Raw genomic sequence first — 18128 nt, 5'->3', positions numbered from 1 at the left:
TGATGCTCCCCGCTCGCCGCTTCCCCGTTCTGCCCGATCTCGGGCTGCTCGTCGGCAGGCTCGCCCTGGGCGTGATCATGATCGCGCACGGCTGGCAGAAGCTCACCGACACCGGGCACGCGGGCGTCACCAAGATGTTCAAGGGCCTGGACATCCCACTGCCGTCGGTGTCGGCGGCGTACGCGACCTGGGTCGAGCTGATCGGCGGCGCCGCGCTCGTCGCGGGCGTGCTCGTGCCGGTCGCCGGGCTGCTGCTCGCGCTCGACATGGCGGGCGCGTTCTGGTTCGTGCACATGGACCAGGGGTTCTTCTCCGACAAGGGCGGCTACGAGTTCGTGCTGATCCTCGGCGCGACCTCGCTGATGTTCGCGCTCGCCGGCGCCGGCCGCTTCAGCCTCGACTCGCTGCTGTTCGGCGGGCGCGGCGGACGCGGCGCGGCGGCGCCCGACCGGGAGACCGTCGGCGTCTGACGGTCCGTGACGCCGGCGGCGCGCCATGCGCGGGGCGCGCCGCCGGTCCGTCTCCCACCGTCCGGGGCCCGCTTTCCGGCGCCCGGACGCCTTTTCGGCCGGGCGCCCGCCGGGCTCCTCCCCAGGCTCACGCCACAGTGACAAGATGTTCCAGATGACCGTTTCTGGGCATGGTGATCATTAAGGGCTCCTGGGAAGGCGGGACGCGCGTGACGCGTAGTGAGTTCGTGGTGGTGGCCAACCGGCTCCCGGTCGACCGGGTGGTGGCCGAGGACGGCACCGCCTCCTGGCGGCGCAGCCCCGGAGGGCTGGTCAGCGCGATCGCCCCGGTGATGCGCAGCCGCAAGGGGACCTGGATCGGCTGGCACGGCGCGCCCGACGAGGTGCTGGAGCCGTTCGACGAGGACGGCATGCATCTGGTGCCGGTGAAGCAGACGGCCGAGGAGGTCGAGCTCTACTACGAGGGCTTTTCCAACGCCACGCTGTGGCCGCTCTACCACGACGTGATCGCGCCCCCCGTCTACGACCGGGCGATGTGGGACGCCTACGTCCGCGTGAACCAGCGCTTCGCCGAGGCGGCTGCCGAGGTCGCCGCCGACGGCGCGATCGTGTGGATCCAGGACTACCAGCTACAGCTCGTTCCGAAGATGCTGCGCGAGCTGCGGCCCGACGTGCGGATCGGCTTCTTCCTGCACATCCCGTTCCCGCCGCTGGAGCTGTTCTGGCAGCTGCCGTGGCGGCGGCGGATTCTGGAGGGCCTGCTCGGCGCCGACCTGGTCGGCTTCCAGCTCCCGGGCGCCGCGTCCAACTTCGTACGGCTGTGCAGGCGCCTGCTGGACGCGCGCTACCTCAAGCAGGACGTCTTCTGGGACGACCGCATCGTGCGGGCCCGCGCGTTCCCCATCTCGGTGGACGTGCACGAGCTGCGCAAGCTGGTCGCACGCCCCGAGGTGCGCGAACGGGCCGAGGAGATCCGCACCGACCTCGGCGACGCGACGATCTTCCTGGGCGTGGACCGGCTCGACTACACCAAGGGCATCGCGCAGCGGCTCCAGGCGTTCGGCGAGCTCTTCGAGGACGGCAACCTCAAGCCCGGGCAGGCCGTCTTCGTGCAGATCGCCACCCCCAGCCGCGAGCGCGTCGAGCAGTACCAGCTGCTGCGCGAGCAGATCGAGCAGCAGGTCGGCCGCATCAATGGCACGCACGGCGAGCTCGGCTTCCCGGTGATCCACTACCTGCACACCTCGTACGACCGAGCCGAGCTGGCCGCCCTCTATCTGGCCGCCGACGTGATGGTCGTGACGCCCCTGCGCGACGGCATGAACCTGGTCGCCAAGGAGTACGTCGCCTGCCGCGACGACATGCGCGGCACGCTGGTCCTCAGCGAGTTCGCCGGCGCGGCCGCCGAGCTGAAGCGCGCCTACCAGGTCAACCCGTACGACATCGACGGCCTCAAGGAGACCCTGCTCACCGCCCTCAACGCCGAGCCGATGGAACAGGCCCGCCGCATGCGCTCCATGCGCAAGCGCGTGATCGAGCACGACGTCGACCGCTGGGCCCACGACTTCCTGGCCGAGCTGGAACAGCCCCACAACCTCTGACCCACGCCACCCGAACCTCATGACCCGAGCCCTGCGTGGGCGCCCGCCCTCGCAGGGTGCTTTGGTGGCGGCGAGGGCCTGGTTCAACGCAGGCCTCAGCCGCGCACGCGAGTGCGCTACCTGAGCCCGGCGCGAGCGTAGCGAGCGCCGGGCGAAGACGGCGAAGCCGTGTCGCTCTCGCCGCTCTTGCGGTTCGGCCCGCGAGCCCTAGGCGAGCGGGCCGAGGCCGCGAGAGCCAAGGTTGAACGCGGCCCAGACGGCCTTGCCGCCGGTGGCGAGCGGGGCCCAGCCCCAGGCGCCGCTGACGGCGCCGACCACCAGGAGGCCGCGGCCGCCTTCGCCGAAGCGCTCGGGCTCCTGCTCGACGGGCTCGGGCGTGCCTCCGCCCGGGTCGGTGACCGCCACGACCAGCCTGCGGGGGTGGCCGAGCAGCACCAGTTGGATCGGGCACGCGGGCACCGGCTGGGGCAGCTCGCGCAGGCCGTGCCGCAGCGCGTTGGTCACCAGTTCGGAGACCGTGATCACCACGTCGTCGGACGCGTCGGCCAGCCCCCACTCGGTGAGGGTGGCGACGGTGAAGTCCCGGGCGGCCTTGGGTGAGGTGGCGTCGGCGGGCAGCACCCGCCGGGCGGTCCGCGGGCTGCTGCCCGCGGGGGGAGTGGGCCAGCGGCCTGCGAGGCCTGCGGTGGCCGTGGGCGGTGCGGGCTGGCGGACGACCGGACGGTGGCCGTGCGCCGGCGCCGGTGGCCGCCAGGGGCGCCGTCCGCTGTCAGTCGGGACGGCTGCGACGTCTGCCTGGTCAACGATCATTGTCAAACCCCAGGGGCGTGCTGGTCGGTCGAGGGCGGGCGTTCGCTATCTTGCTCCCCACGTCGTGCAGATGCAAGACCGTCTGCATGCACGTATGCAAGAACGAATGCACGTGCATCTCGTACAGTAGGCACGGGGTGGGCGAGATCGCAGCCTCCCGCTTGGGAGGCGGAGACGGCCTTCAAAGGGGGCAAACAGATGGACGGCGAGCTGTCGGATCTTTGGCGATGGGAACTCGTCTGGCTGAAGAGCCGCCGGAGCAACCCCAGCGGAAACTGCGTGGAGATGGCCGAACTTCCCACCGGAGAGATCGCGGTGCGCAACTCCCGGTACCCGGACGGTCCTGTCCTCGTGTACACCCGGGAGGAGGTCGAGGCCTTCGTCGGCGGAGCCAAGGACGGCGACTTCGATCACATGCTCGTCTGATCTACCAGTAAACCGAATCTCGTTCCATTTTGCGGTCCAGGCCGGTAGCGTGCGATTTCATGCACCTGGGGCAGATCGCTGAGCAGACGCCCGACAAGCCCGCCGTGATCATGGCGGGCTCCGGCCGGGTCATCACTTTCAGGGAGCTGAACGAGGAGTCCAACCGACTGGCGCGGCTGCTCTACGCCGAGGGGCTGCGCCCAGGGGACCACATCGCGTTCATGCTCGAGAACCACCCGCTGTTCCTGGCCATCGCCTGGGCCGCGCAACGCTCCGGGCTCTACTACACGGCCATCAGTTCCCGGCTCCAGCCCGATGAGCTCGCCTACATCGTGGACAACTGCGAAGCCAAGGTCTTCATCACGAGCAAGACCCTGGAGCCGGCCGCGGGGGCCATCGCCGACCGCGCCCCGGGCGCCGGACTGCGGCTGATGCTCGACGGGACCGCCCCGGGCTTCCTCTCGTACGAGGAACAAGTGGCCGGGCAGCCAGCGGAACCTATCGCGGAGGAACGCGAGGGCGCCGACATGCTCTACTCCTCCGGAACCACGGGCCGTCCCAAGGGGATCAAGCCCGCGCTGCCGCTGACGGAGATGGGCACGCCTGGGCCGCTCTACCAGCTGATATCGCTGCTCTTCCAGCCGGACGCCGACTCGGTCTACCTGTCCCCGGCGCCGCTCTACCACGCCGCCCCGCTGCGCTACTGCCTCAATCTCCACCGGTTCGGCGCGACCGTGATCGTGATGGAGAAGTTCGACGCGGAGAAGGCGCTGGAGGCGATCCAGACCCACGGCGTGACGCACAGCCAGTGGGTGCCGACCATGTTCATCCGCATGCTGAAGCTCCCGGCCGAGACGCGGGCCCGCTACGACACCTCGACGCTGCGGGCCGCCGTGCACGCCGCCGCGCCCTGCCCGGCGCCCGTGAAGGAGCAGATGATCGAGTGGTGGGGGCCGGTGCTGCACGAGTACTACGCCGGCACCGAGGGCAACTGCTTCGTCTACACCGACTCGGCAGACTGGCTCGCGCACAAGGGCACGGTGGGCAGGCCGATCCTCGGCGAGGTCCACGTGTGCGGCGAGGACGGGAAGGAGCTGCCCGCCGGGACGCCCGGGACGCTCTACTTCGGCAACGGGCCCGTCTTCGAGTACCACGGCGACAAGGCCAAGACCGACGCCTCCCGTGACCCGTGGGGGCACGGCTGGAGCACGCTGGGCGACGTCGGCTACGTGGACGAGGACGGCTTCCTCTACCTCACCGACCGCCGCTCGTACATGATCATCAGCGGTGGGGTGAACATCTACCCGCAGGAGGCCGAGAACGCCCTGGCCGTCCACCCCAAGGTCGCCGACGTCGCGGTGATCGGCGTGCCCGACCCCGAGATGGGCGAGGCGGTCAAGGCGGTCGTACAGCCGCAGTCAATGGCGGACGCCGGACCGGAGCTGGAGGCCGAGCTCATCGCGTACTGCCGCGACCAGCTGGCGCACTACAAGTGCCCGCGCTCGATCGACTTCCGCGCCGACCTGCCGCGCCATCCCACCGGCAAGCTCTACAAGCGTCTCCTCAAGGACGAGTACTGGAAGAACGCCACCGCCTAGACGCGCCTGTCTAGACGCGCCCATCTAGACGCGCCCATCTAGACGCGCCCGTCTGGACGCGCCCGCCCAGACGCCGGGACGTGGCCGGCTGGACGTGTCTGCCAGAACGCGACCGGCTCGACCGGCCAGCGGGTCATTCTTCGATGGCGCCGCCTATGGCTCGTAGGTGTTCGCGGAGGGTCAGGGAGGGGCGGTCGCGGCGGGCGGCGAGGAATTCGGCGAAGCGGAGCTGGCTTCGGAGGGACTCGCCCGCGCGGACGCGGTCGGCCTGGCGGCGTTCGGTGTCGCGGATGCCCTCGGCGATCGTGAGAAGCTCGTCGGCGCGCGCGGCCGGAACGAACACGACGCCGTCCTCGTCGCCCAGAACGACGTCTGCGGCGCTTACGGTCCAGTCACCGACCCTCGCCGCCTCAAGGGCGTCCTGAGGGCGCTCATCGAGCCGCTGAGGGCCTGTGGGGAGCGAGCCCAGGCTGTACACCGGGAGCCCGATCGCCTTGATGTCGGCCGTGTCGCGGTGCAGGCCCCAGATGACCACGCCCGAGAGCCCCGCGTTCAGCGCCTCCAGGACGGCGAGGTCGCCGACGCACGCCTCGTCCAGCCGTCCGCCGTTGTCGACCACGAGGACGTCGCCCGGCGCGGCCCTCTCGTACGCTTCCAGGAAGATGTCGACGCTGCCGACGTGCCGGGCCGGGAGCACCCGCCCGGCGACCCCGGCCCCCACTTGAACAGCGTTCAAGCTCATGCACCGCACCGGTACGCGGGCACGGACGCAGGCGTCCGCCACGTGCGCCGTGGTCAGGTTCTCGAACCGCCGCGCCAGCTCGGCATGATCGACGTGATCCACTGTTCGCCTCCAGCCGTGGTGTCGCCTGATTGAACACCGGCCGCCTCATGATCAATCCTTGACGGCATGCCACAGCTGTTCGCGGTGACCATCGACTGTCCCGTTCCCGCCGAGCTCGCCCGCTTCTACCAGGCCTTTCTCGGCGGGACCACGCACGCCTCCAACGACGACTTCGTCGCGCTCGTCATCGGCGGCGAGGTCCGCCTGGACTTCCAGCGCGTGGCCAACCCCGAACCGGCGCCATGGCCCGACCCCGCCGCGGCGCTGCGCCTGCACCTGGACTTCGCCGTCGACGACGTGCCGGAGGCCGAACGGCAGGTCCTCGCGCTGGGAGCGACCCTGGCCGACTTCCAGCCCGGTGGCGAGCGCTTCCGGGTCTTCCTGGACCCGGTCGGTCACCCGTTCTGCCTGGCGCCCCCGACCGCGGTGGTGCTGTCTAGCTGAACGCGTCGCCGTCAGGCCGTACGGGCGACGCCGCCGCGACCACGACCATGAGGGTGGCGGCGGCGCCGCCCAGCAGCATGACGGCTGTGAGGGACATGCCGTCCACCAGGACGCCGCCGACCAGCGCGCCGGTCGAGAGGGTCGCCTGGAACGACGCGGTGAACAGGACCGTGGCGGCCTCCGGAGCGTGCGGGGCCGACCGCACGAACCAGGTCTGCGAGCAGACCGGCACCGCGCCGTAGCCGACGCCCCAGACGATCAAGAGCGCGAGGGCGCCCGGCTCCCAGCGGCCCAGCAGCGGGAGCGGGAGCGTGGCCACGGCGATCAGGCTCGCGGCGATCGCGAACGTGGCGCGCGGGCTGCGTGCGGCCGCCGTGCCAGCCAGGAAGTTGCCCGCGATGCCCGCCACGCCGTACGCGAGCAGGAACAGCGTGATCATCCCCGAGGACGCGTGGGTGACCCGTTCCAGGAAGGGCGTCACGTAGGTGTAGGTGCCGAAGTGCGCCAGAACGATCAGGATGGTCGTCGCCAGCGCGAAGCGGGTGCTCGTGGTGGAGAGCATGCCGCGCAGCACGTTCAGGCGCGTGACCTGGCCCTGCGCGGGGAGCGGCGGCAGGAGGACGGCCAGGGCGAGGAGCACGGCCGCCGAGAGCAGGCCCAGGACGACGAAGCTGACGCGCCATCCGGCCAGGTCACCGGTCAGCGTCCCCAGCGGAACGCCCAGGACCGACCCCAGCGGGACCGCCGAGAAGATGACCGCCGTCGCGCGCCGTACGGAACGTTCGGGGACCAGCCGGTCGGCCAGGCCCGCGCCGATCGACCAGAAGCCGCCGATGACGATCCCGACGAGCACGCGCGAGACCAGCATCGCCCAGAAGGCGGGGGCGGCCGCGGCGATCGCGTTCGCCAGCGCCAGCAGGAACACCAGCGCGCACAGCATCAGCCGCCGGTCGATCCGCGCCGTCGTGACGGTCACGACGGGCGCGGCGACGGCGGCCAGGAAGCCCGGCATGGTCATCATCAGCCCGGCCGTCCCGTCGGACACGGTGAAGCTGGAACCGATGGAGGTCAGCAGCCCGATCGGCAGGATCTCGGTGGTGACGATCGCGAAGATCCCCATCGTCACCGTGAGGACGGCGAGCCAGCCGGTCACCGGCGACCGGGTCGCCGGTGCGGTGTCGCTTGTGGCCGGAGTGGTGAGTGCGGGCATGCGCTCCACTCAACAGGCGGCGCCTGGTCGGGGGCTGGCAGGTTCGCGACGTCAACGTGCCGCGGCGGGCAGGGGTGGTACTCGGAGTGCCTACCCCGCGTCGGCGCCGCCCGACCAGGCTGAACGGCATGACGATTCTGGTTACCGGGGCACGCGGCCGAGTCGCGCGTGACCTCGTTCAGCGGCTCCATGACGCCGGGCAGAAGGTGCGCGCGGCCGGGCGGGATCCGCAGGCGGCGCAGGTGCCTTCGGATGTTGAGGTGATGGCCGTCGATCTGGCCGAGCCCGAGACGCTCGCGGCTGCTCTGCGTGGCGACGGTGGCGACGGTGGCGGCGAGGGCGGCGGGGGCGGCGGGGGCGGCGTTCGGAAGGTCTTCTTCTACGCCGAACGGGCCGGGCTCGACGGCGCGGTCGCGCAGGCGAAGGCGGCCGGGGTGGAGCACATCGTGCTGCTGTCGGCCATCGGCGCCGACCCGGGCTCGGACGACTCGATCGCGCGGATGCACGGGCAGGCGGAACGGGCGGTCATGGAGAGCGGGCTCGCGTGGACGGTGGTGCGGCCCGGCGGGTTCGCGACCAACCGGCTGATCTGGGCGGAGTCGATCCGGGCGGAGCGCGTCGTACGGGACCCGTTCCCCGAGTCGCACTCCGCCCTGATCCACGAGACCGACATCGCGGCGGTCGCGTTCCACGCGCTGACCGAGCCCGGGCACGAGGGCAGGACGTACGAGCTGACCGGGCCCGAGTCGCTCACGCAGCGGCGGCAGGCCGAGCTGATCGGCGCGGCGATCGGGGGACGGCCGGTGCGGTTCGAGGTGCGGAGCGTGGACGACTACCGGCGTTCACTGGACGCGTTCGGCCCGGGCGTGGCGGACTCGGTGATCGCCCATGTCGCCGCGATGGTCGACCGGCCCGCTCCGACGACCGAGACCGTACGGGAGGTGACGGGCAGGCCGGCGCGCGGCTTCGCCGAATGGGCCGCGGACCACGCCGCGGACTTCGCCCGGAGGGCCTGAACATATGGCTCGGGTGAGGTCGTCCAGGCCCTCCGGCATCACTTGACGCGTTCCTCGAGGTGGACGGTGACGCTGTCGCCGGGACCCTTGCCGAGCAGCTCGCGCACGTCGGCCTTGACGGGCAGCTTGTGCGTCCCGTCGCCGAGCGCCATGAACGAGCTGCGGAATGGATGACCGTCGATCGTTCCGCGGATTTTCACGAGCCCGCGCGTGCCGAAGTATTCGGCCGATCCCGGCATCACGACATAGGTCCAGCCGCCCTTGTTCGGGCTCTTCTGCAGCGTCGCGGTGAACTCTTTGTCGAGGGTGGTCATGGCGGCGGCTCCTATTCGACGATCACCAGGACGTTGCCGTCCTGGTCACGGAAGGTGAACATGGGCGGCACCCCGGGCCACTGGAGCAGGTCGTCCACATCCGCGCCGCGCTCCTTCAGGCGCGCGTGGACGGCCGGGACGTCGCCGGCGTTCAGCCTGATCCCGGTGTCGACGCCCGCCGACTCCCCGGGGATCAAGGCGATGCTGGTCACGGCCCCGTTCGGGGCGACGGTGATCCAGCGCCCGCCGATCTGCTCCAGCGGAACGTCCATCCGCTTCTCCAGCCCCAGGACGCCCACGTAGAACTCGAGGGCCTTGTCCTGGTCGGTCACGGGCACGGCGACCGTGCCGATCCCGGTGATGCGCGCGTTGTCCTGCTCGGTCATCTGTGATCCTCCAGTCGGGCGGTTCACCCATTAAGACCAGAGGCCCCTGAAAAACTCATCGCCCGCTGCCCCTCATTCGTCCCAAGAAATCACCTATTAGGGTCGTCGGCATGGATGCCATGGATGTTGACGCGGCCCTGTTCGACGTTTTCGGGACGATGACCGACTGGCGGTCCAGCGTGAGCGCCGAGCTGGCCGTCGTCGGCGCCCGTACGGGCCTGACCGCCGACTGGGCGGCCGTGACCGACGACTGGCGTCGCCTCTACCGGCCGTACCTCGGCAAGGTCGTCACCGGCGCGATGCCCTGGCGATCGCTCGACGACCTGCACCGGCTGATGCTGGACGAGGTGCTGCCGCAGCACGGCCTGGGCGCCCTCGGCGAGGCGGAACGAGTCGACCTCGTCGGGGCCTGGCACCGCCTGCGGGCCTGGCCCGACGCCGCCCCCGGCCTGGAGATCCTCCACTACAGCCGCCTGATCACCGGCACGCTGTCGAACGGGGGAGTGGGCCTGCTCGCCCGGCTGACCAAGCACGCGGGTCTGCGGTTCGACTGTGTCCTGTCCGCCGAGCTGGCCAAGTCGTACAAGACCGACCCGCAGGTCTACCTCACCGCGGCCGGGCTGCTCGCGCTGGAGCCGCACCGCATCCTCATGGTGGCCTGCCACCCCGACGATCTGGAGGCGGCGGCCAGGGTCGGCTTCCGTACGGCCTACATCCCGCGCCCGCTCGAATGGGGTCCGGACGCGCCCCCGGTCAAGGCACCCGCAGGAGTCGACCTGGTGGCCGAAGACGTCCCCGCCTTGGCCCGAGTCTTGGGCGTGTAGGGCAGAGGCTGGGATCCAGAACGGGACTTAGAACGGGATCCAGAACGGGACCTAGAAAGGGATCTCGACGCCGGCGTCGCGCAGTTCGGCGACCCCGCGCGACAGGCACTCGGCCGCGCTGGCACCGTCCACCCGCATCCCGCCGCACGTCTCGCCGCCGCTGACCACGAAGGTCCAGGCGGGCTTGTCCTCGGCGAGCCGCTCGGGGTCCACTCTGATCATCGCGTTGACCCCGTGCTCGGCCAGCCACTCCAGGATGAGCAGCGCGACGTCCTCGATCCCGCTCTCCGGGTCGTGCTTGGCCCAGCGCCGCTTGTCGGTGACCACGCCCCGACTCTACTGACCGCTGTGGCCTACGGACGTCTGTTATGCCGTTCCGTGCATATGCCGGTGCCGGTGGAACCGGTCGTGGAGAGACCGCGTCAGAGGGTGGACGCGGTTCACAGAGCCGTGAGGCGCGTCGCTCATCACAGATGGGGCGCCGGAAAATCAGTTGCCCAGTACGGCGATCCACTCTTCAATATATGTAGCTGGACTTGAGAGACACACGAAAGGGACCACGACAGTGCGAAAGTTCAATGCCATCGCGAAGCAGCGCCCTCATGCGTTGCATCCGTGTGGCGACGTCGTGGCCATGAGTGCCTCTGGTTAGAGCACAACAGTTCTCAACCAGAGGCCGCCCCCGGAGGATCCCCGGGGGCGGCCTCTGGCATATATGCGGGGCCTCTGCCTTCGGGCTGGAGGGCGGGCTCATTGAAAACTCCACAGTGGAAGACAGGCAATCTACGGAACGTGGCCAAGCTTGGGGAAGGCGCCCGCTTCGGATGCGGGAGATGCGCAGGTTCGAATCCTGCCGTTCCGACTGCGCGACGAGGGACGACAACGTGCGACGACCACGAGCGGGAGTGGCGCAACAGGCAGACGCGGCGGCTTCAAAACCCGACCTATGCGGGTTCGAATCCCGCCTCCCGCACTCCGGGGAATCGATTCCCCGATGCTGGATCATCCAACGGCAGGATGCGTGACTCTGAATCACGACATGCAGGTTCGAACCCTGCTCCAGCAGCGACCCACATGGAGGGACTTTTCCCTCCACACCTCCGTAGCTCAATGGCAGAGCAGGCGCCTCTTAAGCGTCGAGGTGCAGGTTCAAATCCTGCCGGGGGTACGTGATGACCGATGGCTCAGCCTGGTAGAGCAGCCGCTTCACACGCGGAAGATCGCAGGTTCGAATCCTGCTCGGTCAACTAGTCCCGCTCGTTCAGTGAGTCGCGCTCGTTCAGCGAGTCGCGCTCGTTCAGCGAGTTTCGCTGACGGCGGGCATGGCGTTCGTAGTGTCATTGGTATGCACGCCGGGTTGTGGTCCCGGAAGTGAGGGTTCGATTCCCTCCGATCGCCCGACAGTGCCCTTGTGGTCCAACTGGACAGGACGCCGGCCTTCGAAGCCGGACGATGCGGGTTCGAATCCTGCCGGGGGCACCACGACGCGGTTCGCCGGGGCGGGCCAGGGTTTGCAAAGCCGCTGGACACGGGTTCGACTCCCGTCCGCGTCTCCAAGCTGGACGGTGTCTTCCACTGTGCGAGTCCGATCGCGGTGCCCCCGCTCGTCTACTTCGGGCAGTACTCCGCGTTGGTGACGGCCTGGCTGTCACCGGCCCAGTCGCCGTTGAAGTTGAACGAGAACGAGTGGCCGCCGTCCGCCGTCGTCACGGCCTGGGTCACCGATCCCTGGATGCCGCCCGCGTGGCCCCACACCGAACCGCCGCAGGGCAGGTCGGTTCTCATGAGCCCCAGCCCGTAGCCGTTGAACGGGTAGGGCGCGCCGACCGGGACGGTGGTCTTCATCTCCTTGAGCTGCGCGGCGGGCAGCAGCCTGCCGCCCAGCAGCGCCGAGAAGAACTTGTTGAGGTCGTCGGAGTCGGAGATCATCGCGCCCGCCGAGCCCGCCTCCGACGGGTTGAGCTCGGTGACGTCGTAGGTCTTGCCCGCCGGCGTCGGCTGCAGGGAGAGCTTGGAGTACGCGCGGGAGCTCGGCAGCGGCATCGAGGACGCGGTCGTCGGCACCGAGGTGGCGTACAGGCCGAGCGGCTTGAGGATGCGCCGGTCGATCTCGCTCCCGTACGAGCGGCCGGTGACCTTCTCGACGACCATCCCGGCCAGGACGTAGTCGGTGTTGGAGTAGCTCCAACCCGCTCCCGGTGCGAAGAGCGGTGCGTGGCTCATCGCGATGCCCACCAGCTGCGCGGGCGTGTAGGTGTCGTAGCGGTGCTGCAGGAACTTCTCGGTGAACCCGTTCTCCAGGAACACCGGGTCGGAGGTGTAGCTGAAGATCCCGCTGGTGTGGTCGAGTACCTGTCGCACGGTGATCTGCTTGCCGTCGTTCCCGTTGCCCTGCACCACGCCGGGCAGCCACTTGTCGAGCGTGTCGTTCAGGCTGAGCTTGCCCTCCGCCTCCAGCTGGAGCAGCACGGTCGCGACGAACGTCTTGGTCGTGCTGCCGATCCGGTAGCGGTCGACCGGCGAGCGCGGCACCTTCGTCGTCAGGTTCCCGACGCCCGACATGCCCGTCCAGATCGAGTACTTCTCCGTGACCTGCCCGGTGACCCCGGGTACGCCGGCCTTCACGGCCGCGTCCATGGCCGCCTGCGTCTGCGGATGCGTCACGCTCGCACGTGCCGGTGTGGTGAACGAGACGGTCAACGCCGCCACCACCAGTCCCATCGTCGCCGCGGTCCGTGCTCCACACTTTGCCATCTGCCGCCTCTTTCGGTCGCTGCGTCGGGCAGGCCGTGGCCGCCCCTCTTCAGCCCGGAAAGTTAGGTCAGACCGCAGGCGCGAAGTTCGTCGCGATCGACAATCCGTGACGGCCGCCGTTCGTTCCGCAGGACCAAGCGGGCGGCCGCGACGCTCTGACCACAGCGAACCGAGCTCTGGCGGGCGCGCCGCCTATGCTGCGCGAGTGGCGATCATGAACGCGGGAAGCGACGCGGCCTTGGCGGTGACGGCGGCGCAGGCGGGCGCCGCCGTGGTGCGCGAGATGTACGGGGCGCCGCTGGCCCGCTTCGACAAGTCCGGCGGTGACTTCGCCACGGCCGCCGATCTGGAGGCGGAGAAGGTCATCGGTGAGGTCATCCGGGCCGCTCGACCCGGTGACGCCCTGGTGGGCGAGGAGAGCGGACGCACGGGTGCCGAGGAGACCGGCCGCGTGTGGCTGGTCGATCCGCTGTGCGGCACGTTGAACTACGCGGTCCGGAGCATGCTGGTCGCGGTGAACGTCGCCCTGCGTACGGGGTCGGAGGTCACGGCGGCGGCATCCGCTGATCCGTTCAACGACGAGGTCTTCTGGACCGACGGCGAGCGGGCCCGCGTCCGCCGTGACGGCGAGGACGCTGAGCTCACGCCGTCAGCCGAGTCGCGGCTGGTGGACGTCAATCTTGATCCGCCGTTCCCGAACGCACCGGACTTCCGGGCCGTCGAGCTGCTGGCCGACCCCGCGTTCGGCGCACGATTCCGGCCGCGCGTGGTCTCCACGACCTTGGCGGTGGCCTGGGTCGCCGCCGGGCGGCGGGCGGCCTACGTCACCGACGGCCGGCTGCGCGACAGCGTGCATTTCGCCAGCGGGATCGCCTTGTGCCAGGCCGCGGGCTGCGTGGTGACCGATCTGCGCGGCCGGCCGCCGCACACCGGCGCCGGCGGCCTGGTCGCGGCGGCCGACCGGCAGACGCACGCCACGCTGCTGGAGATGATCGACCACCAGCTCTCCGCCTCCCGATAGCTCGGAACGGGGAACGCCCCGGGCCGGGGGTGCCGGTCCGGGGCGTTCGGGTCGTGCGTGGGTCTTGCTCGTACTGCGTGGGTGTTGCTCAGTGCATCGGCATTGGCGCGTCCGCCGCCGGGGTGTCGGGCTTCTTGCGCGGTAGCAGGAGCGCCGGCAGGAAGGCCAGGAGCAGCAGGGCCGCGGCCCACCAGTAGGTGGTCTGGAACGCGTCCGCCATCGGGCCGGCGATCTTGTCCCGGACGGCCTCCGGGAGCTTGCCGCCGATGTCGCCGCCGCCACCGCCGCCACCGAGCTTGCTCGACAGCTGGTTGGCGAGGAGGACGGAGATCATCGCGGTACCGATGGAGGCGGAGACCTGCTGGATGATGTTCAGCATGGTGCTGGCGCGGGGCACCTCGTCGTGGACGAGGGTCTGGATCGCCGCGGCCATGGTGGGCATCATCGTCATGCCCATGCCGAGACCCATCACGAACAGGGCCGCGCCGAGCGCCCAGTAGGAGGTGTCGGCCTGCAGCAGCGAGGCGAAGCCCGCCATGGACGCCACGACGACCGTCAGTCCGACCAGGACGACCCGTCCGGGACCGATCCGGTCGGTGAGCTTGCCGCCGACCGGCATGGTGATCATGGCGCCGAGGCCCTGCGGGGCCAGGAGCAGGCCCGACATGAGGGCGCCCTCGCCGCGGACGGTCTGGTAGTAGAGCGGCATGAGCAGCATGGCGCCCATGAACGCGGCCATGAACAGGACCATCGTGCCGGAGGCCGCCATCACCGAACGCCGCTTGAGCAGGCGCAGGTCGATCAGCGGGCTCTTGGCGTTCAGTGCCCGGATCACGAAGCCGATCACCAGCACGGCGCCGATCACGGTGGGCAGGAGCGCCTCGGTCTTGCCGAAGTTCTTCAGCTCGGCGCCCTTGGCCAGGCCGTAGATCAGTGAGGCCAGACCCGGCGACAGCAGGATCAACCCGAGAATGTCCAGCCGCTCACCGCGCTGCGGGCTGTCCTTCTTCAGGATCTTCGCCGAGGCGAACAGCGCGACGATGCCGATGGGCAGGTTGATGAAGAAGATCCAGCGCCAGGACACGTCGTCGACCAGGTAGCCGCCGATGATCGGGCCGAGGATCGGTCCGAGCAGCATCGGGATGCCGACGACGCTCATGACCTGGCCGACGCGGCTCGGGCCCGCGGCCTGGGTCAGGATCGTCATGCCGGCCGGCATGATCATGCCGCCGCCCAGGCCCTGCAGGACGCGGAAGGCGATCAGCGACTCGGCGGACCAGGCGAGGCCCGCCAGCATCGAACCGAGCACGAAGAGCGTGATCGAGATCATGTAGAGGCGCTTGGTGCCGAAACGGGCCGAGGCCCAGCCTGTGATCGGAATCACGGTGGCGAGCGCCAGGGTGTAACCGGTCGCCACCCACTGGATGGTCGACAGCGGGGTCTGGAACTCCTTGGCGAGGTCGTTGATCGCCACGTTGACGACCGTCACGTCAAGGATGGACATGATGGCGCCGAGCACGACGACCATGGCCACCGCGAGCACGCCGCGATCGAGGCCTCCGGATGAGCCGGTCGCCTCGGGTGGCCCGTCGGTCACCTGTTGGGACGCAGGGGCGGTCAAAGTCTCTTCCAATCGTCGGGCCCGGGCACGCGGGCAGTAAGGACCGAGTGGGGTCTTGGGTGGGTACGCGGCAAAATTACTGCAGCGACTGACACTTTGCGAGCGATTAAACCCCGTCAGGTTTCGGAGTATTCCTGGGGGGTCTGACAGTTCTGGCTGGTCCGCGGCCCGGGCCGGGAGAGTGTGACGTACCCGACAGTCGGGCCGCGGACGGCCGCTGCGCGGGGTGATCCACATCGTACGTCGGGTGGCTGCTCCCTCTATCTGCCGGCTCGTTCGCTTTCACAGGGGTAGACCGGCGGACCACCCGAAACTCATCGCCGGTGCAGCGAGGAATTCAACTCGGCCGGCAGTGCCTGCGCGGCCACGTAGTCGCGGAAGAGCACGATCCGGCCGTCGCGGATCCGGAAGACCTGGATGCAGGGCACCGTGAAGTCCTCGCCCGTCGTCGCCATGCGTCCGACCGTGGTGAGTTCGAGGACGACCACCTCGGGGTCGGCGGTCCGGTGCAGGGCGCGGGTCTCCAGGTCGGTGATCTCGAACGGCATGTCGCGTGTCCTGGCGGAGAACGCGCGGATCGCCTCGCGGCCTTCGAGCCGGTCGGGCAGGCCTTGCCCTTCGACGTGGAACGGCATCTCGATGACGGCGTCCTCCACGAACAGGTCGACGAACGCGTCCATGTCGCGGGCCACGAGTGCCGCGCGCCGCCGCTCCAGGACTTCGATCGGGTCGTTGTGCATTGGCGGGCCCCTTCGTTCAACGGTCGTTCAATGACTGGTTCAACGAACGTAGAACGAAATCGCGGCCCCGGTCAACACCCGTAGAATGAGCCCGTGGGTGATCTTCGTCCGTCGCGGGCCGAGCAGCGCCGCAACACCGAGGCCCGGATTCTGGAGCAGGCGCGCAGGCTGTTCGCCGAGTCCGGCTACGACCGCACGACGATCCGCGCGGTGGCGACCGCCGCGAACGTGGATCCCGGACTGGTCATGCACTACTTCGGCAGCAAGGAACGCCTCTTCGCCCAGGCCGCCGGGTCGCCCGCGCCACCGCTGACCGCCGGCACCGCCGAGGAGGTCGCCGAGCAACTGCTCGAACGCCTCTACGGCTCGCTCGCCGACCAGCCGGTCGAGTCGCTGGCCGTCCTGCGCTCGATGCTCACCCACCCCGAAGCGGCCCGCGAGGTCCACACGTCCTCCCGTATGCACAAGGAGGCCCTCAGTCGCGCCATCGCCGAAGCCGCTGAAGCGAGCGAGGACGCGGACGCGGGCGGCGCGGATGCCGGCGAGGACGCCGACCTGCGTGCCGATGTGGTGAGCGCGGTCCTGATCGGCGTCGCCGTCGGCCGCCACCTGATCCGGCTCGACCACCTGGCCGCCGCCGATCCCGAACGCGTCGTGGAGCTGATGCGACCCGTCATCCGTTCCCTCACCCGAGCCGACGACGAGGATCGAGCCGCAAGCGAGGACTGACCCGCCCACCGACCTGGGCCTTCAGCACGAGCCTGGCCGACGCTGGCCGCGCGAACGATCTTCCCTCGCCGGGCGGGCCCGCTCGGCCATCCTGATGGAGCGTTCGATCAGCCCCAGACAAGGAGACCGGGATGAAGGCAGCGATCATGCACTCGGCCGGAGCCGTACCGGAACACGGCGACTTCGACGAGCCGGTCGTCGGTGAGCGCCACGGCCTGGTCGACATGGTCGCCGCGGGCATCCACCCGGCGACCCGTTCCATCGCCAGTGGATCGCACTACTCGAGCGCCGGCGCCTACCCGCTGGTCCCCGGCCTGGACGCGGTGGCGCGCACCCCGGAAGGCCGGCTCGTCTACACCGGCTTCGTTCAGGACCCGTACGGCACGCTCGCCGAACGGATGGCGGCGCCGCTGCGGGCGCGCTTCCCGCTGGCCGAGGGCGCCGCGCCCGAGCCGGTCGCGGGCGGCATCAACCCGGGCCTGTCCACCTGGCTGCCGCTACGCGCGCGGTCCGCGGAGGTCGAGGAGCTCGGCACGGTCCTGGTCCTCGGCGTGACCGGAACGGCCGGCTACCTGGCCGTTCAGAACGCCCGCCTGCTCGGCGCGACGAGGGTGATCGGCGTCGGCCGCAATCCCGCCGGTCTGGAACGCGCCATCGCCGCCGGCGCCGACACTGTGGCGTTCACCGGAGACCAAGGCACCGACGCGGACGCGCTGACGACGGCTCTCGGCGACACGGCGCCAAGCCTCGTCCTCGACCTGGTGTGGGGCGGGCCCGCCGAGGTCGCGTTCCACGCCCTGACGCGGCAGAAGAGCGACGCCACAGACATCAGCTTCGTGCAGATCGGCTCGGGCGCGGGGGAGTCGGCGGCCGTTCCCGCGTCGTTGCTGCGCAGCCGCAAGTTCCGGATCAGCGGCAGCGGCGCGGGCTCGGTCTCGCCCGCCGACGCCCTCTCCCAGATCCCCGCCTACGTGGAGATGATCTGCGACGGCCGTGTCCAGGTCCCGACCCGCGCCTACCCGCTGTCGAAGGTCGCCGAGGCATGGGCCGCAGCCGCCGAGTCCGGCCCGCGGGTGGTCGTCGTCCCCGATCGAGGTTGATGCGAGGGTGGGCCTAAGCGCGGGAAGAGGGGTGGAGTGGCGGATGGCCACCGACCGCGGCGCCATCGAGCCGGGCCTCCGAGCCGACCTGGTCCTGCTCGGCTCGGACCCGGTCGCCGACATCCGCGCCACCCGCGACATCCTCCGCGTCTGGTGCGCCGGAACGGAGCACGTCCCGGCGTGACCGGCGCGAAAACCTGTTGGGCTTCACCCGGCCGGC

20 protein-coding genes and 7 tRNA genes are annotated in these 18128 nt (G+C 70.0%); 18 read left to right on the top strand and 9 right to left on the bottom strand.

The window, feature by feature from the left end; genetic code table 11:
- The first annotated feature begins 2 nt into the window (after window positions 1–2).
- Together J4573_RS28955 and J4573_RS28950 are read left to right on the top strand one after the other, a co-directional pair.
- A complete protein-coding gene (locus J4573_RS28955) occupies window positions 3–470 on the top strand; it encodes a DoxX family protein (RefSeq protein WP_208259050.1) in 468 nt (155 codons plus the stop codon).
- A 209-nt stretch (window positions 471–679) separates the two neighbouring features.
- A complete protein-coding gene (locus tag J4573_RS28950; RefSeq protein ID WP_307796970.1) occupies window positions 680–2071 on the top strand; it encodes an alpha,alpha-trehalose-phosphate synthase (UDP-forming) in 1392 nt (463 codons plus the stop codon).
- A 207-nt stretch (window positions 2072–2278) separates the two neighbouring features.
- Here J4573_RS28950 and J4573_RS28945 read toward each other — a convergent pair whose 3' ends face one another.
- A complete protein-coding gene (locus J4573_RS28945) occupies window positions 2279–2881 on the bottom strand; it encodes an ATP-binding protein (protein ID WP_208259048.1) in 603 nt (200 codons plus the stop codon).
- Window positions 2882–3079: 198 nt separating this feature from the next.
- Here J4573_RS28945 and J4573_RS28940 point away from each other — a divergent pair, with 198 nt between their 5' ends.
- Window positions 3080–3307, top strand: coding sequence for a DUF397 domain-containing protein (locus tag J4573_RS28940; protein WP_208259047.1), 228 nt, complete (start codon window positions 3080–3082; stop codon window positions 3305–3307).
- A 59-nt stretch (window positions 3308–3366) separates the two neighbouring features.
- Window positions 3367–4905, top strand: coding sequence for an AMP-binding protein (locus J4573_RS28935; RefSeq protein ID WP_208259046.1), 1539 nt, complete (start codon window positions 3367–3369; stop codon window positions 4903–4905).
- Between the two features lie 133 nt (window positions 4906–5038).
- Here the strand turns inward: J4573_RS28935 and J4573_RS28930 are convergent, their stop codons facing one another.
- Complete coding sequence (locus J4573_RS28930) at window positions 5039–5749, bottom strand: RraA family protein (RefSeq protein ID WP_208259045.1); 711 nt, start codon at window positions 5747–5749, stop codon at window positions 5039–5041.
- A gap of 66 nt (window positions 5750–5815) precedes the next feature.
- Between J4573_RS28930 and J4573_RS28925 the strand changes: the two genes are divergently transcribed.
- Entirely contained in the window at window positions 5816–6193 is a 378-nt protein-coding gene (locus J4573_RS28925; RefSeq protein ID WP_208259044.1) for a VOC family protein, read from the top strand.
- Here the strand turns inward: J4573_RS28925 and J4573_RS28920 are convergent.
- Window positions 6186–7403 carry an MFS transporter gene (locus J4573_RS28920; protein WP_208259043.1) on the bottom strand — a complete coding sequence of 406 codons (1218 nt, stop codon included), beginning with the start codon at window positions 7401–7403 and terminating at the stop codon, window positions 6186–6188. The genes J4573_RS28925 and J4573_RS28920 overlap by 8 nt on opposite strands.
- A gap of 128 nt (window positions 7404–7531) precedes the next feature.
- On the opposite strand from J4573_RS28920, the gene J4573_RS28915 reads away from it, so the two are divergent.
- Window positions 7532–8419: an SDR family oxidoreductase gene (locus J4573_RS28915; protein ID WP_208259042.1), complete on the top strand. Its 888-nt coding sequence runs from the start codon at window positions 7532–7534 to the stop codon at window positions 8417–8419.
- 38 nt (window positions 8420–8457) lie between these two features.
- Here the strand turns inward: J4573_RS28915 and J4573_RS28910 are convergent, their stop codons facing one another.
- Window positions 8458–8733, bottom strand: coding sequence for a DUF1905 domain-containing protein (locus J4573_RS28910; RefSeq protein ID WP_208259041.1), 276 nt, complete (start codon window positions 8731–8733; stop codon window positions 8458–8460).
- An 11-nt stretch (window positions 8734–8744) separates the two neighbouring features.
- The gene (locus J4573_RS28905) at window positions 8745–9119 is read right to left on the bottom strand and encodes a VOC family protein (RefSeq protein ID WP_208259040.1); all 375 of its coding nucleotides are present in this window, start codon (window positions 9117–9119) and stop codon (window positions 8745–8747) included.
- 110 nt (window positions 9120–9229) lie between these two features.
- Here J4573_RS28905 and J4573_RS28900 point away from each other — a divergent pair, with 110 nt between their 5' ends.
- On the top strand, window positions 9230–9943 hold the full coding sequence (locus J4573_RS28900) for a haloacid dehalogenase type II (protein ID WP_208259039.1): 714 nt from the start codon (window positions 9230–9232) through the stop codon (window positions 9941–9943).
- Window positions 9944–9994: 51 nt separating this feature from the next.
- Here J4573_RS28900 and J4573_RS28895 read toward each other — a convergent pair whose 3' ends face one another.
- Window positions 9995–10270: a hypothetical protein gene (locus J4573_RS28895; RefSeq protein WP_208259038.1), complete on the bottom strand. Its 276-nt coding sequence runs from the start codon at window positions 10268–10270 to the stop codon at window positions 9995–9997.
- Window positions 10271–10729: 459 nt separating this feature from the next.
- Between J4573_RS28895 and J4573_RS28890 the strand changes: the two genes are divergently transcribed.
- From J4573_RS28890 to J4573_RS28860, 7 genes are all read left to right on the top strand, one after another.
- Window positions 10730–10805, top strand: a tRNA-Pro gene (locus tag J4573_RS28890).
- A gap of 37 nt (window positions 10806–10842) precedes the next feature.
- A tRNA-Leu gene (locus J4573_RS28885) sits at window positions 10843–10916 on the top strand.
- 22 nt (window positions 10917–10938) lie between these two features.
- Window positions 10939–11009: transfer RNA gene (locus tag J4573_RS28880), tRNA-Gln, on the top strand.
- A 30-nt stretch (window positions 11010–11039) separates the two neighbouring features.
- A tRNA-Lys gene (locus J4573_RS28875) sits at window positions 11040–11111 on the top strand.
- 5 nt (window positions 11112–11116) lie between these two features.
- Window positions 11117–11190: transfer RNA gene (locus J4573_RS28870), tRNA-Val, on the top strand.
- Between the two features lie 77 nt (window positions 11191–11267).
- Window positions 11268–11342: transfer RNA gene (locus J4573_RS28865), tRNA-His, on the top strand.
- A 6-nt stretch (window positions 11343–11348) separates the two neighbouring features.
- Window positions 11349–11425, top strand: a tRNA-Arg gene (locus tag J4573_RS28860).
- Between the two features lie 126 nt (window positions 11426–11551).
- Here the strand turns inward: J4573_RS28860 and J4573_RS28855 are convergent.
- On the bottom strand, window positions 11552–12697 hold the full coding sequence (locus tag J4573_RS28855) for a serine hydrolase domain-containing protein (protein WP_208259037.1): 1146 nt from the start codon (window positions 12695–12697) through the stop codon (window positions 11552–11554).
- Window positions 12698–12911: 214 nt separating this feature from the next.
- Between J4573_RS28855 and J4573_RS28850 the strand changes: the two genes are divergently transcribed.
- Window positions 12912–13718 (top strand): inositol monophosphatase family protein, encoded by an 807-nt coding sequence (locus tag J4573_RS28850; RefSeq protein WP_208259215.1) that lies wholly within the window; start codon window positions 12912–12914, stop codon window positions 13716–13718.
- An 88-nt stretch (window positions 13719–13806) separates the two neighbouring features.
- Here J4573_RS28850 and J4573_RS28845 read toward each other — a convergent pair whose 3' ends face one another.
- Window positions 13807–15315 (bottom strand): DHA2 family efflux MFS transporter permease subunit, encoded by a 1509-nt coding sequence (locus J4573_RS28845; protein WP_307796968.1) that lies wholly within the window; start codon window positions 15313–15315, stop codon window positions 13807–13809.
- Between the two features lie 338 nt (window positions 15316–15653).
- Window positions 15654–16079: a nuclear transport factor 2 family protein gene (locus J4573_RS28840; protein WP_208259036.1), complete on the bottom strand. Its 426-nt coding sequence runs from the start codon at window positions 16077–16079 to the stop codon at window positions 15654–15656.
- Window positions 16080–16172: 93 nt separating this feature from the next.
- On the opposite strand from J4573_RS28840, the gene J4573_RS28835 reads away from it, so the two are divergent.
- From J4573_RS28835 to J4573_RS28825, 3 genes are all read left to right on the top strand, one after another.
- Window positions 16173–16808 (top strand): TetR/AcrR family transcriptional regulator, encoded by a 636-nt coding sequence (locus J4573_RS28835; RefSeq protein ID WP_208259035.1) that lies wholly within the window; start codon window positions 16173–16175, stop codon window positions 16806–16808.
- 131 nt (window positions 16809–16939) lie between these two features.
- Window positions 16940–17908: a hypothetical protein gene (locus J4573_RS28830; protein ID WP_243773712.1), complete on the top strand. Its 969-nt coding sequence runs from the start codon at window positions 16940–16942 to the stop codon at window positions 17906–17908.
- Window positions 17909–17951: 43 nt separating this feature from the next.
- Window positions 17952–18092, top strand: coding sequence for a hypothetical protein (locus J4573_RS28825; protein ID WP_208259034.1), 141 nt, complete (start codon window positions 17952–17954; stop codon window positions 18090–18092).
- The last annotated feature ends 36 nt before the right edge of the window (window positions 18093–18128 follow it).

The sequence above is a fragment of the Actinomadura barringtoniae genome, from assembly GCF_017573505.1.
GTDB classification, from domain to species: domain Bacteria; phylum Actinomycetota; class Actinomycetes; order Streptosporangiales; family Streptosporangiaceae; genus Spirillospora; species Spirillospora barringtoniae.
Note: the sequence above shows the minus strand (reverse complement) of the source record. Positions and strands in the feature narration are given on the sequence as shown.

Bases quoted from the DNA above. Each gene is read 5' to 3' on its own strand.
- J4573_RS28955 (WP_208259050.1), top strand. From the start codon at position 3: ATGCTCCCCGCTCGCCGCTTCCCCGTTCTGCCCGATCTCGGGCTGCTC.
- J4573_RS28945 (WP_208259048.1), bottom strand. From the start codon at position 2,881: ATGATCGTTGACCAGGCAGACGTCGCAGCCGTCCCGACTGACAGCGGA.
- J4573_RS28940 (WP_208259047.1), top strand. From the start codon at position 3,080: ATGGACGGCGAGCTGTCGGATCTTTGGCGATGGGAACTCGTCTGGCTG.
- J4573_RS28935 (WP_208259046.1), top strand. From the start codon at position 3,367: ATGCACCTGGGGCAGATCGCTGAGCAGACGCCCGACAAGCCCGCCGTG.
- J4573_RS28925 (WP_208259044.1), top strand. From the start codon at position 5,816: ATGCCACAGCTGTTCGCGGTGACCATCGACTGTCCCGTTCCCGCCGAG.
- J4573_RS28920 (WP_208259043.1), bottom strand. From the start codon at position 7,403: ATGCCCGCACTCACCACTCCGGCCACAAGCGACACCGCACCGGCGACC.
- J4573_RS28915 (WP_208259042.1), top strand. From the start codon at position 7,532: ATGACGATTCTGGTTACCGGGGCACGCGGCCGAGTCGCGCGTGACCTC.
- J4573_RS28910 (WP_208259041.1), bottom strand. From the start codon at position 8,733: ATGACCACCCTCGACAAAGAGTTCACCGCGACGCTGCAGAAGAGCCCG.
- J4573_RS28905 (WP_208259040.1), bottom strand. From the start codon at position 9,119: ATGACCGAGCAGGACAACGCGCGCATCACCGGGATCGGCACGGTCGCC.
- J4573_RS28900 (WP_208259039.1), top strand. From the start codon at position 9,230: ATGGATGCCATGGATGTTGACGCGGCCCTGTTCGACGTTTTCGGGACG.
- J4573_RS28855 (WP_208259037.1), bottom strand. From the start codon at position 12,697: ATGGCAAAGTGTGGAGCACGGACCGCGGCGACGATGGGACTGGTGGTG.
- J4573_RS28850 (WP_208259215.1), top strand. From the start codon at position 12,912: ATGAACGCGGGAAGCGACGCGGCCTTGGCGGTGACGGCGGCGCAGGCG.
- J4573_RS28840 (WP_208259036.1), bottom strand. From the start codon at position 16,079: ATGCACAACGACCCGATCGAAGTCCTGGAGCGGCGGCGCGCGGCACTC.
- J4573_RS28830 (WP_243773712.1), top strand. From the start codon at position 16,940: ATGAAGGCAGCGATCATGCACTCGGCCGGAGCCGTACCGGAACACGGC.
- J4573_RS28825 (WP_208259034.1), top strand. From the start codon at position 17,952: ATGGCCACCGACCGCGGCGCCATCGAGCCGGGCCTCCGAGCCGACCTG.